We start from the raw sequence: 18,055 nt of genomic DNA, 5'->3' as shown, positions 1-18,055 counted from the left end.
TTATTTTTCCTACACCTCTAAAAGGCTTTTATTTTTATTGATGATGCTGTTAATGGTATTCACTGATGCCGCCGAACGCAGGCCATCTGCCGGGGTGTTCAACACGTAATCCAGCAGTTTATCAACCGTGGTAGTAGCCACATGCATGCGCGTATCCGACGATGCATAGTAAATAAACACGGTGCCGTCCTCATCCTCTATCCAGCCATTGCAAAACGCCACGTTTGATACATCGCCAACGCGCTCCATGCCCTCGGGCGCTAAAAAGTAGCCGCCGGGTTTGTGGGTAACTTTGGTCAGGTCTTTAAGGTCGGTCATGAACATGTAAAGCGTGTAGCGCAGGCCTGCAGCGGTGTTGCGCACACCATGTGCCAAATGCAGCCAGCCTTTATCCGTCTTTATAGGTGCCGGCCCTTGGCCGTTCTTGGCCTCGTAAACGGTATGGTATTGTTTGTTATCTATAATAGCTTCGTGGTCAACCACTGCGTTTTCCATGTTATCGCAAAGGCCAAAGCCAATGCCGCCGCCTTTACCCGCGCTGATAAAACCATCCTGCGGGCGGGTGTACAACGCGTATTTGCCATCTACAAATTCGGGGTGTAAAACCACGTTGCGCTGCTGCGGCGAGTTGGTGATCAAATCTGCCAAACGCTCCCAGGTAACCAGGTCTTTCGTACGGGCTATGCCGCAGGCCGCAATGGCCATACTTTGGTCGTGCGCCGGGGCTTCGGGGTCGCGCCTTTCGGTGCAAAACAGTCCGTAGATCCAGCCATCCTCGTGCGCGGTAAGGCGCATATCGTACAGGTTGATATCAGGCTCATTTGTTTCGGGCATGGTGATGGGGTGTTCCCAAAACTCAAAATGGTCTATCCCGTTAGGGCTTTCGGCCACTGCGAAGAATGATTTGCGATCGGCACCCTCTACCCGCACCACCATAATATACTTGCCGTTGAATTTTATAGCGCCCGCGTTAAAAGCGGCGTTTATACCAAAACGCTCCATCAGGTATGGGTTGGTTTCGGGGTCAAGATCGTATTTCCAGCATAGGGGCGCGTGCTGCGCGGTTAGTACCGGGTGTTTATACCGGTCGAAAATACCGTTTCCCGGCCCCTCTATTTCGTTATGTATGGTGGTTAGCTGTGCGTACGCCTCCTCTAATCCCGCTAACCTGCTTTTATATTGCTGTGTCATTTTTATATTAATATTCTTTTAATTTATTCCACCATGTTCTTTTAAGTATTACCATCATTACAGCCAAAATGCCTATGGTTACCAGCAAGGATGTTTTTTGCCACAGCACCAGGTACATAGGCAGTATGGTTAAGCAGCACTGGGCAATGGTACCTACCACCACGTTGAACATGTTTAATTTGAAATTTCTATTGGGCTGAAAGGATGGATCGTTTGCTAACGCGATGTTTTTAACCGGCTCCCAAAAACCCCATGGCCGTACGTTGGTATAAAAGGATTGCAATACGGCCATATCTGTTGGCGGCGCGGCGTACGAACCGATAACCGAGCCCGCCAGCGATACCAGGAAAAGAACCGGGAACCAAAACAGCAACTGGTTTTCGGGAATAACCGCGAATTTTACCAGCGCCGAGAATATCATGGCGGCGGCAATACCGGCAAACATCCCCCAAAAAAAGCCATTGGCATTAAAGCGCCACCAGTGCCATTTAAGCACATTTGATGCGATGTACCCTCCGTAAAGGGCCGATACTATCCATTGCAATACGCTGTTGATGTCCTTTACAAAAAAGCCAAGTATCACCCCCACCGCGACTACTACTATTCCCACCAGGTAATTCATGGTGATGATCTTTTTGGTGGAGGCCGCGGGGTTTACGTATTTGATGTAGATATCATTCACAATATATGCCTGCGCTGCATTCATGGTACCGCTAAAAGTGCTCATGAACGCGCCAAGCAACCCTGCAAGCAGCAAGCCTACCAGGCCTACCGGCAAAAAGTTATTGATAACCGCGGGTAATATCCGTTCAAAATCTATCGCGCCGGCGCCATCAGTAAGGTTCATCTGGCGGTAATAGATAAGGCCTAAAGCGGTTAAACTGATAATTAACGTATAGCGAATGGGCAGCAGGATTACGCTTACAAAACCATTCATTTTGCTGGCCTCCTCGGGCGAGCGGGTGGAAAGGATCTTCTGCATATCATAATTCGGCGCCGGGCCTGCCAGCGCCGCGAAGAATCCCTTAAAGGTCATCATCATAAAGAAATAGGCGAACAACGAGTAGCCGTCGCTTTTTATTTTTTGGTTTACCTCGGTAATAATGCCCGACCAGTTTAGATCCAGGTGCTTGCCAAAAAACGGCGTGTACCAGCCATTGGGCACATTTAAATGGTGGCTGCTTAACTGCCCGGCGGCTATAAAGCCTATCCAAACGCAGGCCACCGTCATGATGCCGTATTTTACCATATCGCCGGTTACAATACTGTGCATGCCGCCAATAATGGAATAAAACATGGCAAACAGCGTGAAAATGATGCCGTATATGTGCGGCACGTATTGCGGCGCTACATCAAAGGGGACATAGCCTTTTATCAGATCCCAGGGCACAAAAATTTCGATGAATTTACCCAGGCCTATAAAGCCGTAGGCCATAAAGCCCAGGCAGCTTAACAGGGCAAATGCTATTACCACCAAATGCGAGCTGGTTACCCCCGCCCCTGTTTTGCCAAACCTGGTGGCCAGCCACTCGGCGCCTGTGGTAGCGTTTGAACGGCGCAGCCAGCGCGACAGGTACATCATCAAAAACACCTGGTTAAACACCGGCCACAGCCAGGGGATCCAGATGCTCTTCATGCCGTAAACAAAGCAAAGGCTCACCATCCACATGGTACCGCTTATATCAAACATATCCGAAGCATCGCTTAAGCCAAGCTTGTACCAGGGCAGGCTTTTACCGCCAAGCATATAGCTATCCTTGTTTTCGCGCGCTTTTTTACGGTACCAAAAGCCAATAAAAATGGTGCTGAGCAGGTACAGTACGATGATGGAAATATCAATCAGCGATAATCTCATTTAACTTAAAAATTAGTATGAATTGGTGCCCGCTAAAATAGATGATTTGTTTACCCTGTTTATAATACTATTTTAACCTTAAATTTATCAATAATGCCAGTTGATCTGCAAAACCTATATAAATATGCGGTTACCGGTGTAAGTTTCCCTGAACTCCTTTGGGATGCAAAACTTTTTACGCTTAAATATGCGGTTGAAGTTTGAGATGTTATTAAAGCCGCATTTGTAGGCAATTTCGGCAACTGTGGTGGTACTGTCTATCAGCATGCGCGAGGCATGGCCAAGCCTGATCTCGTTCAGGCTATCGATAAAGGTTTTACCTGTGCGCTTTTTAATAAACCTGCTGAAGGATGCCTCGGGCATATTGGCTATGCGGGCCACTTCGGCCAGACTTACCTGCTTGTTATAGTTGGTGTTCATAAACTCAAACACCTTTTCAATCCTGCGGCTGTTGTAATAAAACTTCTCGTTGGTAAAGCTCGGGTCCGAAAGGGTTTTCATATTGCGCGAGATAGAGAGATCGTGCAGGATGGAGAGCAGTTCCAGCACACCATCAAAGCCGTTCTTTTTATCAAGCGTTAAAAGCCTGTCCTTAAGCGCGGTAATGGTTTCCGGCGAAAATGCTATGCCCCTTTGCGAACGCTCCAGCATGCTTTTAACAAAACTCAATTGGTTACGGCGCAAAAATTTCTCGTCGAACAGATCCTTGTGGAACTGGATGGTTACTTCGTTTATAGCATCGCTTTTGCACTGGTGCGTAAACCAGGCATGATAAAGGTTTGGCCCTACCAGCACCAGCTCCATATCGTCAATAACCTCGATATGCCCGCCTACCACGCGCTTGGCGCCGCCGGCGTTGATAATAAGGTTCAGTTCGTACTCCTCATGGTAATGAAGCGGAAAATCGAACTTATTTTTTACACGCGAAAAAATAGTAAAGCAATCGCTTGGTGTAAGCGGCGTTATCTCACGCATAACGTTATTTGGCATAGTAATAATTATTGTTTTTTTCGATTATGAATATTGATACGAATTTAACATTAATTGTATAAATATTTATGGTTTTAACACGGCTATCTACCTCACATCAATAATTAACCTAATAAAATGTATTGATAATTAATTAAAGCCCGGCCGGGTTGGGCCACCGGCCGGGGCTTTAAGTGTAAATGTTTATTGCTTAACAAACATTAGGTCATCAATATAAAAGGTCTCGTCCTGGTCGTTAGGGCCTTGTATCCTAAAGCCTATCTGGTTCCAGGTATTCGCGGTACTCCATAATTGCAGGGTGCTAAGCGGGATCTTAAAATACGTCCAAACTTTGGCCGGCACTTTTATCTTATCATAATCATTAAACGATGCAAAACCACCCGCGCTGGCGTTGGTAGATATGTACAGGTCATAGTCGCTGCTTGCGCCTTTTATCCAAAACGTCATATATTGGTAATCAAACGATGCCTTGTTAATATCGTTCCAGCCAAAGCCTAACTGGTGCCAGTTGCCTTTTGCGTAGGTTTTGCCAACTGATGATGTACCCGACTTTGCTTCGGTAGTATAAATTTTACCCCCATCTCCCCAGGAAGCATCACCAAAATTATTGTGATAACCATCGGTAAAAATGGTGAAAGCTTTATCCATGTTCTCGAAGATCTGGGTAGTTGTTATAGGCCCGGTAGAATTTGTAATTACTAATGGGGCGCCATCAACAGTTGCATCGTCGGGCATTTTTATAACCAGTTCTTTTTTGTTTTGCGATACAATGGTAATAGCATCATTGGCACCCAAAAACTTTACAGATGTAACATCGCCAAGGTTGTTACCGGCAATGGTTATTTGCGTATTAGCGGTAAAGTTGTAATTTGATACGCTTGATACCACCGGTAACGCTATCACATTAAACTCAACCAATATTTGTTTGCCAATTTTATTGGTGATAATGATATTTTGCTTGCCGCCATTGGCTGTATCAGGTACGCGGAACAGCAGGGCATTATCGGTATTAAACACCGTGTTGAACGGCGCGGGCACATTGCCTTTTTCAAACACTACCGACTGGATCTCGCCAAGGCCACTGCCGGTAAGCGTTAATATCTCGCCGCCTTTGGCAGAGTCGGGCTTAATTTTATCAGCCTTGGGGCTTGATGATGCCGCAGCCGGCTTGGCATTCTCTTTTGTACACGATGTGATGACCGATGCCGCGAACATAAACGCGAACAGTACCATCCATAATTTAAGTATATTTTTCATGATCAATAATGATTTAATACGTTATCATTTATTTATAATAGTCAACAGCCGGTTCAAGCAGTTTCGGGTCCTGAACGGTCTCGGCCTGCGGTATAGGCAGGAACAATTGCGCTTCGGAATTTAAAGTCGCCTTGAAGCTGGTAAGCTGTCCGTTGCTGTTTAAAGTACCGCGCTCCTGCGATGCTATAATTGTTTTCGCATCGTTAAAGCCCTGGCGCTGTATATCAAACCAATAATCGCCTTCAAAGGCAAACTCCACCTTCCGCTCGTGCAGGATAAGTTTGTTTGTTAAAACGGTTACACTGGTTAAGCCCGCCCTGTTATGCACCCTGTTAAATGCTGCAAGCGCGCCCGCGTCAGATGTTGAACCGCCGCCGGCCAATACAGCCTCGGCATAAATTAACAGCACATCCGCGTAGCGTAAAATATAAGTTGGCATGCTGGTGTGGCCATCTGGTGTAACAGGCTCGTCGGCACCGCGATTAGGGCCTACAATATACTTTTGGATATTTGAGCGTGTGCCGGTAAATATAAAATGGTCATCGGTAGCCCTGCCGGTGGTATCGTAAGTAAAGCCATTAGGAAAGCTTTCGTTCTTCCATAAATCTTTATGGAAGTCCTGCTGCATAACCGACCAGCCGCGCCTTTTATCGGCAGTTTCGTAACCTGTGGCAGGGTCTAACATATCAAACGAAGGCACAACAGCCGAGTAACCGTTACCACCGGTTGGTTTTGGGTGCACAAGCGGTTGCGGTGCCGCGTAGATAGAGAAGCGGTTGCCACCGTTCCAGCCCATTTCTGACAGCCATCTTAAAGAAAACAGGTTCTCTTTATTCTTTTTGTTAGCAATGGCAGAACTGGTAAACATACCGTTATAATCATCATTCAGATCCAGCACACTTTTACCCGGCCCGTTCGAATAATCAATTACCAGCTTAGCTTTGGCAGCTGCGTTGGTGTAATCTTTTAAATACAGGTATATCTTAGCCATCATACCATAGGCTGCGTATTTTGTTACCCGGCCATCCTGTACAGCTACTTCGGGCAGGTTATCCGCAGCTGCCTGCAGGTCTTCTAACGCAAAGCGCAGCACATCTTTCTGGTGATACTTAGGCACCAGGTATGCACCCGGTTTGGTAAGGTCTAAAGGGTTATCAACTATGGGCGCATCGCCAAAAGCGCGGCCAATATAAAAGTATGCGAAACCACGTATAAACCTGGCCTCGGCTATGCCCCTGTCTAAAAACGCTGTATTATCGCCGCCGCCAAGCAGTTCTTTTTTGGCTTTGAAGGTTTGGATAAGTACCGACGCCTGGCCCGCGGCTTTGTAGCACGAGTTCCAGGTGCTTGATACCAAACCATCGGTACCCTGGATATTGAAATTATAAAACGAGTTGTACTGGTCGTTACCCTGTGTACCGGTAACGGTACCGCCTAACAGGTCGCCTACTGATGTAAAAGCTTTGTCGAACCAGTCGCCCCAAACGGCATTGTATAAAATACCGGTAGCGCCATCCACCTGCGTGGCATTGTTATAGTAGTTATCTGTTGTAGGGGCGGTTGTTGATGGGTGGTTAAGAAAATCCTTCTTACACGCAATTCCAAAGCAAGCTATAGCGCCTAACAGGAATATTATCTTTCTTTTCATTTTGCTTATTTTTATAATTAAAACTGAATATTGGTACCAAACGTAAACGTGCGTGGTATTGGGTAGTGGCCGTTATCCACATTCATAAACCCTACTGTGCTGTTAATAGCACCCAACTCAGGGTCGTAGCCCGAGTATTTGGTAAATGTGTACAGGTTTTGTACCGATGCATAAACCCTGACAGACGCTATCTTAAGCCTGTTCATGATGCTTTTAGGGATATTGTAACCCAACGCTACGTTCTGGATACGCAGGTACGACCCGCTCTCAATATACCTGTCAGATATTTTGGTGTTGTTGTTGGTCCACTGGTTATACCTTGGCATGCTCGAGCCGGTGTTTGATTCGGTGTACCTGTCTAACACGGTAACCAGTTGGTTATTGTTAGAGTTGGCCATAGCCTCGGTTTGCCTGCGGGTATAGTTAAAGATCTGGCCGCCATAGCTTCCATAAAGGAATACCGAAAGATCGACCCCTTTATAGCTGAAGGTGTTGGTAAAGCCATAAGTGAATTTAGGGTTAGGGTTACCTATAACACGGGCATCTTTATCGTTGATGATGCCGTTACCATCCAAATCCTTATAGCGGATATCGCCCAGCCATAACGAACCCGGCGCCACATTTAATCCTACAGGGATCGGCCCCGCGGCTAACTCCTCCTGGCTTTTAAATAAACCGTCGGTTACAAAGCCGTAGTAGCTGCCAATTGGGCTGCCCGGCGCGGTAAGCGATACCAGGTTGCTTGCACCGTACTCGTTAAAGATACCTGTTAGCGTAGCTGTAGGGTTATTCAATTTCACCAGCGTGTTTTTGTAATGGCTAAAGGTGATATTGGTTTTCCAGTTAAAATCCTTGTTTTGGATATTGTATGATGTGATACCGATATCGATACCCGTATTGGTCATTTCGCCGGCATTGGTAATTGGCGACTGGATATCGTTCCAGTTAGTACCCAGGCCCGAAAATGACGGCAACTGGCTTGCCAAAAGCATGTTGGTTGTTATTTTTTTATACACGTCGATAGTAACTTCGGCCCTGCTGTTCAGCGTGGTTAAGTCGATACCGGCGTTGTATGTTTTAACAGATTCCCAGCCCAGATCGGGGTTGGCAACGTTGTACGGAAGGCTGCCCGGCCCAAACGGCGCGGTACCAAATAGCTGTATGTTTGATACGAAAGCGTTTGCCGATGTGCTTTGGTTACCTACCTCGCCATAACCTAAGCGCAGTTTTAAGTAGCTCAGGTTTTTCATGTCTTTCATAAAATCTTCGTTAGTTACGGTCCACGATGCAGATACCGCTGGGAACGTACCCCAGCGTTTGCCCGGGCCAAAGCTCGAAGAACCGTCGCGGCGTACAGTACCCGATATGGCGTACCTGTTATTGAAGGTGTACCCGGCACGCGCGAAGTACGATTCCATGCTCCAGGTTCCTGCGCCCGCGCCAATGCCCTGAGTAAGATCGGCAAGGCCCGCGTTTAACGATGGCAGGTTTGCCACCAGGCCGTTACGGTTGGCGTTGATGTAATCGTAGTCAGACCGTTGCACCTCGTGGCCCAATGTAGCGCTAACGCTGTGCTTGCCAAAAGAGCGGTCAAAGTTCAGGAAGTTTTTAACATCCCAGTAAAAGCTTTGGGTGCGTTGCTCGCGGATGCGGCTTGGCGACAGGATCAGGTCGTTGGTGATACTGTTTGTTATTTCCGGCTGGTACGCCCTGCTGCTTTCCAGGTTAAAGTTGTAGTTAAACTCGTTCCTTAATGTTAAGCCTTTTATAATTTTTACTTCGGCATACAGCGCGCCTAATGCTTTGCTGTTGGCCACGCTAACATCGCGGTTTTGTGCAAGCGTAACCGGGTTGTTGGTTAGGTTTATCTGGTAACCGCCAACATTGGCGTTTGTAATATAGTTACCATAAATATCGCGCACGGGCGATACGGGCGTGTTGTATAATACCGTACTGGTTACCGCATCAAACCCGTCGCTTAAGCCAATTTGCTGCTTGCTTTTTGATAAGTTGCTGGTAAAGCCCATTTTTAACCAGTTGTTAACCTGGTGATCTATACTGGCGCGTAGGGTGTACCTGTCAAAGCCCGTTTTAATAAGCGTACCGGTTTGGTTCAAATAACCGCCGCTAAAATAAAACTGCGTTTTTTCGGTACCGCCCGATACTGATAACTGGTGGCTGGTAACCACGCCGCGCTGGTAGATCTCGTCCTGCCAGTCGGTACCGTGGCCTAATACTGATGGATCTCTGAATTCCAGGGTGCTATCCAGCCCGCTGCCGGGTACTGCGCGTACCTCGTTCACCAACGAGTTACGGTACTCGGCGTATTGCCTAAGGTCCATTACCTTCAGCTTTTTAGGGATCTCGGAGAACCCTACATAAGCATCATAATTAAGTTTGCTTGTGCCTGCCTTACCACGCTTAGTATTGATGATGATAACACCGTTTGCGCCGCGCGAACCATAAATGGCCTGCGCCGATGCATCCTTTAAGATGTCGATAGATTCGATATCCGACGGGCTTAGCGTAGCTAAAACGCTCTGGCCTGTTTGCCCCGAGCCACCACCCAGGAAATCCTGGTTTAGGCTGGTGTTGTTATCGCTGCCAAACTGCACACCATCTATTACGTACAATGGCTCGTTTGAGCCCGTAGCGCTGGTTACACCACGCACACGTACCGAAACGCCGCCACCCGGCTGGCCCGAGTTGTTCATTACGGTTACACCGGCAACCTTACCCTGTATGGCCTGGTCGATACCGGCTACGGGCAGGTTTTTGATGTCCTTTTCGCTAACCGATGAAATAGATGAGGTAATATCGGCACGACGGATGCTGCCGTAACCTATTACCACCACCTCGTTAAGCGATGTGTTTGATGATCTTAGGGATACGTTTATAACCGTTTGCCCGTTGATGGCAACCTCGCGGGTTTCCAGCCCTATAAATTTAAACACCAGTGTTTTCGCCGCTGCCCCAACGGTAATGGTATACCTGCCGTTTACATCGGTTACGGCAACGCCCTGGCCATCTTTAACAGATACGGTAGCCCCTGGCAGGGCGCCGGTTTCATCTGTTACTGTTCCTTTGATCACTGTGCCCCCGGTTTGCGCCATGGTTGAAGCACAAATGAAGGAGGAGACAAACAGCAATGCTATTCGTAGAATTTTTCCCATAATAATTTGTTAGTTTTTGGTTGATTTATATTTGATTTTTAATTGGTGTACGCGCTTATAATTGTTAAGTATATGCCTGCGCAAAACGCCGCGACATCCCTTATTGCCGGGCGCGGTAAGCACCCGCTTTGTTAAATAATTATTAAAAACTGGTTAAATGGTTTATATAATCGGCATGCGGCAATTGCTGCCGTTGCGTTATTGATTATTCAGTGGTTAAAATTATATGCTATTAAAAGCCCTGTTGTGGATATATAGGGGTACAAATGTCAACCTTAATTAATTATTTGATTATCAATTAATTAATAACATAGTACGCGTGGTTTTGGGTGATTTAGTTACAAATGTGCACCCGTATAGAAATTATCGATACTTTATAAAGTGGTTAAATAGTATTATGCAATAATTACTGTAGGTGTTAAATTTTGCATAGCGAGGGGTTGTAGTGATTTTATTTCGGGAGAAGATAAATGTGAGGATTTAAAGAATACAGGTAAACAGTACCGACTCCCCGTTAAGGGTAAGCCCGGTAGAAAAAACAGCTATCAAATATCCCGTGCCGTAGGTACGGAACCTGGCCGAATGATAACGGGCTGGAAATGGCCTGTTAAGTTTTGCACCTACGGCGCAAAAAATAATGTAATGCATCTTCTACCGAGCTGTTGCACCTACGGCGCATTTATCGCGGAAAATAAAATATTTCTACGCATATAACTCAGGGAAGGGAATTTTAACGGGTATTTACCTAACCTCTAATTAACTAATCTCTAATCACCAATCAACTAATCCCTCACCTCCGCGTAGCGGGAAGGGATGGTGTTAAACTCCGCCTTAAAGGTTTTAACAAAGTATTTCTGGCTTTTGAAACCTACTTTGTGGCAGATCTGCGAGATGGTAAGGTGGCCGGTTTGCAGCAATTGGGCGGCGCGTTTAAGGCGCATTTGCCGTACCAGCTCATTAGGGGTTTTGCCTGTCATTTGCAGGATCTTTTTATATAGCGTGTAACGGCTCATGCACATTTCGCTGCTCAGCTCCTCTACCGAAAAATTGGGGTTGGAAATGTTATTATCTATCTGCACCAAAACCTTTTTAATAAAAACTTCATCCGGCGAGTCGACATGCATTTCGGTTGGCTTGGCTTCTACCTGTTTCTGGTAGGTTTTGCGCATATTTTCCTGCTGACTAAGGATATTTCTGATCTTCGACAGCAGTATCTCGAAGTTGAAGGGTTTGGTCATGTAGTCGCTGGCGCCGGTGCCCAGGCCTTTAAGCTGCTGCTCCTCGCCTGCCATTGCGGTGAGCAATATTACCGGGATATGGGTTGTACGGGGGTCGTTCTTTATTTTTTGGCAAAGCTCAATGCCGTTCATTTCGGGCATGGCAATATCGCTTACCACCAGGTTGGGGTGCTGGGCCAGGGCTTTTTGCCAGCCTTTTTTGCCGTTCTCGGCCTCGATGATGTTAAACGCGTCCTTTAAGTTGTCCTTAATATAAAAGCGGAAGTCATCATTATCTTCAACCAATAATACGGTTGGCTTTTTGCCGTCGCGGGTTTCCCTTATCCGGGCAACCTTTTGGGTATCTATATTAAACACCGCGTCTTCATGCTGTAAAAGTAAAGGAGTATCAGTAAACAGGCGCTTATCCAACTCCTGCAAAGGCAGTAGTATGGTAAAGCAGCTTCCCTGGTTAAACTCGCTCTCCGCAATAATTTCGCCGCCGTGCAGCCTCACAAACTCCCTTGTGATAGATAAGCCTATCCCGCTGCCCTGGTTTAACATAGAGCCGGGGATATCGTTCTGGAAGAAGGGTTCGAAGATCCTGTCGAGCTTGTTTTTATGGATACCGATACCTGTATCTATCACTTTAAGCTCTAATATCCGCTGCGATGCGGTATCGCCATTTTTAAAGTACACCAGCACACTTACATGGCCACCCGCATGCGTAAATTTATAGGCATTGGAAAGCAGGTTGAATACGATGCGCTCAATTTTATCATGATCGAAACTGGTATGGAACTCGTCCACCTCGGCATCAAACACAAATCCTATACCTTTTTGCTCGGCCACATCGGTAAACGAGTAAGATAGCTCGCGGATAAAACCGATAATATCCCCCGGCCGGGTGTGCAGCTTCAGCTCCTGGTATTCCATCTTACGGAAATCGAGCAGTTGGTTCACCAGGTTTAGCAGGCGTTTGGCATTTCGGTTTACCAGCAACAACTGTTTTTGGATCTCGGGTTCCTGGATCTGTTTAATTATCCTATCCACCGGGGCCATGATCAATGATAGCGGTGTACGGAACTCGTGGCTTACGTTGGTAAAGAATTTTATCTTCATCAGGTCAAGTTCGTGCAGGCGCTGGGTTTCCTCGCGCTCCTTCTCCAGCAGGAATTGCGCACGGATCTTGCGGATGCCCCTGTGACGCAGGTAAAACAGCGCGCCAACAAAAGCAAGGGCGTATAATATATAAGCAAAAGTAGTTTTCCACCAGGGCGGCAAAATGGTTACGCGCAGGGCAATCTCCTTACTTTTCCAAAAGCCGGGGTTTGATGCGCGCACCTTAAATGTATAATCGCCGGCATCTAAGTTGGTGTAAACTATTTTGCGGGTGATATTGTCGGCGGGGATCCAGTTCCTGTCGAAACCCTGCATGGTATACTCAAACTTCACCTTATCGGCATCAAAATAATTAAGGGCGGCAAACTCAATCCCAAAAACATTCTCGTTATACTCTAACGCTACTTCGGGTGTATTGGCAATGGCTTTGGTTAGGATAACTTTACCATAAACCTTTTCGCCAACGGCAACGCTCTTGTTAAACACCTGGAAATCGGTAAATACCAGCGCGGGGATATTTTTGCTGGTTTGCAGGCTGGCCGGCCTAAAAATATTGAAGCCATTACCGCCGCCAAATATCATTTCGCCGCTGCGGGTTTTATACGATGCGTTGGCAGTAAACTCGCGGCCCTGCAAGCCATCCCGTTCGTTGTAGTTAATGAACCTGAAACTTAATTTACCCGCACCATGGGTTACCAATATATTCGAGAGGCCATTTGGCGTACTTGCCCAAATATTATGGTTATCATCCTCGCGCAGCTCAATCACCGTATTATCCGGCAGGCCATCCTTGTGGGTAATATTTGTAAATTTCTGCTTAATTGGGTCCAGCACACTGATACCTTCGCGGGTGCTTATCCATATCAGCCCGCGGCTATCCTCCAAAATATTGTTGGTATTGTTATTTACAATGCTGTTGGGGTTTTTATCGTCGTGGATGTAATGGGTAAACTTGTTGGTTTTTTTGTTGAGCACGTCAACCCCAAAGGAGGTAACCACCCAAAGGTTTTTTCGCTTATCCTCTAACAGCGCGGCTATATAGTTTGAATAGAGCGCCTGCTGATCGCCCTGCTTTAATTTGTAATGTTTAAAGGTATCGGTCTTACGGTCGAGCAGGTTAAGCCCGCCGGCAAGTGTGCCAACCCAAAGGTTGTTGTCAGAATCTTCCAGTATGGACCACACCCGGTCTTCGGACAGGCTGCCCGGCTGCGCATCGTTATGGCGGTAATGCTTAAAGGTTTTGCCATCAAAGCAGTCCAGGCCGCCAAAATAGGTGCCTATCCAAAGCTTTTGATCGTGATCCAGGCACATGCTTACAATTACGTTGTTGGTAAGGCTGTTGGGGTCGGCGGCATTGTGCAGGTATTTTTTAAAGCTGCCATCCTTGCGGTTAAAATAAACCAGGCCGCCGCCGTTGGTACCCAGCCACAGGTTACCGTATTTATCTTCAACAAATTTGTTTACATCGCTAAAACTAAGGCTGCCCGGGTCTGATAAATGGTGCGTATATAGTGGGAACTTGATGATACTTTCGTGATAATAGCTGATGCCACGCTTATAGGTGCCTACCCAAATAATGCCGGTGTCATCCTTATATAATAGTATTATGCTGTTTTGGCCGATGGTTTTAACATCGTCCTCGCGGTTGGTAATGTACTTTATCTTAAAATCCTGCTTGTTCAGCAGGTTTACGCCGCCGTGGTCGGTAGCTATCCAGATGCGGTTTTTATCATCCTGTATCAGGTTTGATACCACGTTGGTATTTAACCCATCGGGCCCGCTGCCTTTATCAATGTGTTTAAAAATGCTTTGGTTTGAATTGAGGTAATATACGCCCGATGAGTAGGTGGGTACAAACGCCCATACATCATCCTGCTTATCAATAAAAACGCGGTAGCCTGTGTTTAGCCCGGCGGGCAGTGCGCTCAATTGCTTCCGGTAGTTTACCCGGTAGTTTACAGGGTTAATCCGCTCTAAAATACCTTTGTTATAAACCAGCCATATATTTCCTTTGGAATCGGAATTAAGATCTATAACAGCGTTGCTGAATATGGAACCACTAACCCCGGCCTTGTAACTGATGTGTATGGTTTTTTTTACTGATGGCTGATAGCGATAGATCCCCGAGCTTGAATTGAGGAACCAAAAATTGCCTGCCCTGTCTTTTTTTACCGCAGTTAGCCCTATAACCGGCACGTTAATCGACTTAAGGTACCCGCTTATATCATGGCTAAACCGCTCGGTTTCGGGGTCGTAAATATTGTAGCCGTTACGGGTTTCAATCCAAAGCTTATTATCGGGGCCCTCGGCAATGGTAACTATAAAATCATCGTTAAGGCTGGTGGTATCACCTTCAATGTGTTTGTAAACCTTAAATTTATAGCCGTCGTATTTGTTTAGTCCCGATAGGGTACCAAACCACATAAAACCCTTGCTATCCTTTAAAATGGTATTTACCTGGTTGTGCGACAGGCCGTTGGTGATATCTAACTTAGAAAACTGGAATTCGTTATTTTGCGAAAAGGCCGTAATAGCGGCAAACAGCGTTAAAATCGCAAGTATGAATCCCTTGTAAGTCATTTTCCCCTCCACAGTAATTTAAATGCGATATCATAGCCTGCAGCAAATGATACTATGGTTTAATTGATAGTGTAATATAATTGGTGTATCAAAAGTACCCAAATTAAAAAGTACCATGTAATACTATTTTTACATTTTCTGATGTTTACTTAACAGCGCATTATACTAACATGCCTGTTTTTAAGCGCAATACAACTATATCAGCTTAGGGTATATGATACTTTTATTTCAAATTTGATAAGTAATAAAATTACAGGCTTTAACTTTAAAAAGTTTACCGTCCTTGCAGGTGCAATTATTACATTCCGCTGAACATCTTTTAAAACAATTTAGGGTGTTGGTTTATCTATATCTTACTTTAGTTATACCTTTGCCACATTAATGGATAGCGTAAATAATACAACCAACCCCGCCCCGTCGCGTATCAAAAAAACGCAGAACAAGTTGGCGGCTTTCTTTTTGATGCTGCACAGGATATATGCCTTTGTAATGCGTTTTTTTAAAGAAGTGTTTTTGCCCCCTTATGAATTTAAAGAGGTAATAAGGCAATGCTATGAAACGGGTGTACGCTCGTTTACGTTAATAACACTAACCGGCTTTATTGTAGGGGTTATCTTCACCAAACAAAGCCGCCCCTCGCTTACCGATTTTGGCGCTACATCGTGGCTGCCGTCGCTGGTATCTATCGCTATTATGAAAGCCCTTGCACCGCTGGTAACCGCCCTTATTGCCGCAGGCAAGGTAGGATCGAGCATTGGGGCCGAACTGGGCTCTATGCGGGTTACCGAGCAAATTGACGCTATGGAAGTATCGGGCACAAAACCTTTTAAATTTTTGGTTTGTACGCGGGTTATTGCAACAACCATCACCATACCCTTGTTAGCTACCTATGTAGCGTTTATTGCCTTGCTGGGTGGTTATTTAAATGTGAGCCAGAACGAAGGCACCACTTACAGCGTTTTTATGGACCAGGCTTTTGAGCCGTTGACCTTTATTGATTTTTGGGCTTCGCTTAGCAAGGCCATAGTATTTGGTTTTACAATTGGCATAGTGGGTTGCTACCAGGGTTACAACTCTACCAAAGGCACCGAAGGGGTTGGTAAAGCGGCTAACGGCGCGGTAGTTACCGCCATGTTTTTGGTGTTTATTGAAGAAGTTTTAATTGTACAGATAGCCGGGTGGTTCCGATAATTATCAAATGGAAAAGCAAAAGGCACATATCGATAAAAATAACACGGTCATCAAGATCCGCGGGGTTGAAAAATCTTTTGCTGATTATGATGTACTGCGCGGGATAGACCTTGACCTTTACCAGGGCGAAAATCTGGTGGTGCTTGGCCGCTCGGGTACGGGTAAATCTGTATTGATCAAGCTGATATCGGGCCTTTTAAGTACCGATGCCGGCACTATAGAAGTTTTGGGCAACGATGTTACTACCATATCGCAGCGCGCGCTGGAAGACCTGCGCATCCGTATAGGGTTTTCCTTCCAAAACAGCGCGCTTTATGACAGCATGACCGTACGAAAAAACCTGGAGTTCCCGCTGGTGCGCAACCGCAAGGGCATTACCCGGGCCGAAATTAATAAAGATGTGGAGAGTGTTTTAGATGCCGTTGGGCTTTCGCAAACCATTAACCAAATGCCGGCCGAGCTTTCGGGCGGGCAGCGCAAGCGTATTGGCATTGCCCGTACGCTGATACTTAACCCCGAGATAATGCTTTACGATGAACCAACCGCCGGCCTGGACCCTATCACCTGTATCGAAATAAACGAACTGATAAACGAGGTACAGCAGCGTTACCATACGTCGTCTATCATCATCACGCATGACCTTACCTGCGCTAAAATGACCGGCGACCGTATTGCCATGCTTTTAGACGGGCAGTTTCAGCGTGTGGGTACCTTTGATGAGGTATTTGCCACCACCGATGAACGCGTAAAACCATTTTTTGATTATAATTTTATACAATAGATATTAGTACCCCTAAATAATGGATACAGCAGAAAATAAAAGATCGATAATAGTAGGCGTTTTCGTCCTGCTTGGCGTAGCCGTTTTTGTGATCGGCGTGCTCACCCTGGGCGGCCAGCAAAAAAGCTTTGTAAAAAGCATCCACATCAGCTCGATATTTAATGATGTTTCGGGATTGAAAAAAGGGAACAACGTTTGGTTCTCGGGTGTAAAAGTGGGCACTATCAAAAACATCACCTTTACAGGCCCGGGCCAGGTTGATGTGGTGATGAGCATTGATGCCAGCACGCAGCAGTACATTCACCGCAACGCGGGTGTACGCATCAGCAGCGATGGTTTGATAGGCAACAAAATTATTGTGATTGACGGCGGCTCGCCGCAGGCCCCGGCCGTACAGGATGGTGATGTGTTGCAGTCGGAGAAGCTATTATCTACCGATGACGTGATGAAAACCCTGCAGCAAAACAACCAGAACCTGCTGGCCATCACTACCGATTTTAAACAATTAAGCAAACAAATACTGGCCGGCAAAGGCACTGTGGGCACTTTATTAGCTGACAGCACCATGGGTATCCAATTAAAGCAAACCATGCTTAATTTGCAGACTGCCACGCAAAACGCGGCCAGGATGTCGGCCCAGCTAAACAACTTTAGCAATAAAATGAACACCAAGGGGGGCTTTGCCGATAACGTACTTACCGATACCATTACCTTTAACAGGATCCGTTCATCGGTTAGCCGGTTGAAAGAAGCGGCTGATAATGCCACCACCCTAACTGATAACCTTACTAAGGCCAGCAACAAGTTAAACACAACCGATAACGCCCTTGGCGTACTTTTAAACGACCCCAAAGCAGCGGTAAAAGTTCAAAACACGATAGATTACCTGCAGCAAAGCTCCATTAAACTAAACGACGACCTGGAAGCCGCGCAGCACAGCTTTTTACTAAAAGGCTTTTTTAAGAAAAAAGAAAAAGCAAAGCAGGATAGTATCAAAAAAGGATTATAAGAATTTGAAAAGCGATGTTGATCATCGCTTTTTTTGTGCGG

At 46.1% G+C, this 18,055-nt stretch carries 10 protein-coding genes; 3 read left to right on the top strand and 7 right to left on the bottom strand.

Features of this window, described 5'->3' with window-relative positions; translation table 11 throughout:
• Positions 1-9: 9 nt before the first annotated feature.
• From EWM62_RS07335 to EWM62_RS07305, 7 genes are all read right to left on the bottom strand, one after another.
• Complete coding sequence (locus EWM62_RS07335) at positions 10-1,191, bottom strand: glycoside hydrolase family 130 protein (RefSeq protein WP_129876022.1); 1,182 nt, start codon at positions 1,189-1,191, stop codon at positions 10-12.
• Positions 1,192-1,198: 7 nt separating this feature from the next.
• Positions 1,199-3,046: a sodium:solute symporter family protein gene (locus tag EWM62_RS07330; RefSeq protein WP_129876021.1), complete on the bottom strand. Its 1,848-nt coding sequence runs from the start codon at positions 3,044-3,046 to the stop codon at positions 1,199-1,201.
• A gap of 114 nt (positions 3,047-3,160) precedes the next feature.
• Positions 3,161-4,021: an AraC family transcriptional regulator gene (locus EWM62_RS07325; RefSeq protein ID WP_238989302.1), complete on the bottom strand. Its 861-nt coding sequence runs from the start codon at positions 4,019-4,021 to the stop codon at positions 3,161-3,163.
• A 198-nt stretch (positions 4,022-4,219) separates the two neighbouring features.
• Positions 4,220-5,293 (bottom strand): IPT/TIG domain-containing protein, encoded by a 1,074-nt coding sequence (locus tag EWM62_RS07320; RefSeq protein WP_129876019.1) that lies wholly within the window; start codon positions 5,291-5,293, stop codon positions 4,220-4,222.
• 28 nt (positions 5,294-5,321) lie between these two features.
• Positions 5,322-6,941 carry a RagB/SusD family nutrient uptake outer membrane protein gene (locus EWM62_RS07315; RefSeq protein ID WP_129876018.1) on the bottom strand — a complete coding sequence of 540 codons (1,620 nt, stop codon included), beginning with the start codon at positions 6,939-6,941 and terminating at the stop codon, positions 5,322-5,324.
• 17 nt (positions 6,942-6,958) lie between these two features.
• Complete coding sequence (locus EWM62_RS07310) at positions 6,959-10,114, bottom strand: SusC/RagA family TonB-linked outer membrane protein (RefSeq protein WP_238989301.1); 3,156 nt, start codon at positions 10,112-10,114, stop codon at positions 6,959-6,961.
• A 782-nt stretch (positions 10,115-10,896) separates the two neighbouring features.
• Positions 10,897-15,033 carry a hybrid sensor histidine kinase/response regulator transcription factor gene (locus EWM62_RS07305; RefSeq protein WP_129876017.1) on the bottom strand — a complete coding sequence of 1,379 codons (4,137 nt, stop codon included), beginning with the start codon at positions 15,031-15,033 and terminating at the stop codon, positions 10,897-10,899.
• Positions 15,034-15,495: 462 nt separating this feature from the next.
• On the opposite strand from EWM62_RS07305, the gene EWM62_RS07300 reads away from it, so the two are divergent.
• Genes EWM62_RS07300 through EWM62_RS07290 form a run of 3 tightly spaced genes read left to right on the top strand, consistent with a single transcriptional unit; the run spans position 15,496 to position 18,014 of the window.
• Entirely contained in the window at positions 15,496-16,224 is a 729-nt protein-coding gene (locus EWM62_RS07300; protein WP_238989323.1) for an MlaE family ABC transporter permease, read from the top strand.
• Between the two features lie 7 nt (positions 16,225-16,231).
• Complete coding sequence (locus EWM62_RS07295) at positions 16,232-17,005, top strand: ABC transporter ATP-binding protein (RefSeq protein WP_129876015.1); 774 nt, start codon at positions 16,232-16,234, stop codon at positions 17,003-17,005.
• Between the two features lie 19 nt (positions 17,006-17,024).
• Positions 17,025-18,014, top strand: a complete 990-nt coding sequence (locus tag EWM62_RS07290; RefSeq protein ID WP_129876014.1) for an MlaD family protein — start codon at positions 17,025-17,027, stop codon at positions 18,012-18,014.
• Positions 18,015-18,055: the final 41 nt, after the last annotated feature.

The sequence above is a fragment of the Mucilaginibacter terrigena genome (assembly GCF_004168255.1).
In the GTDB taxonomy this organism is placed as follows: Bacteria; Bacteroidota; Bacteroidia; order Sphingobacteriales; family Sphingobacteriaceae; genus Mucilaginibacter; species Mucilaginibacter terrigena.
Note: the sequence above shows the minus strand (reverse complement) of the source record. Positions and strands in the feature narration are given on the sequence as shown.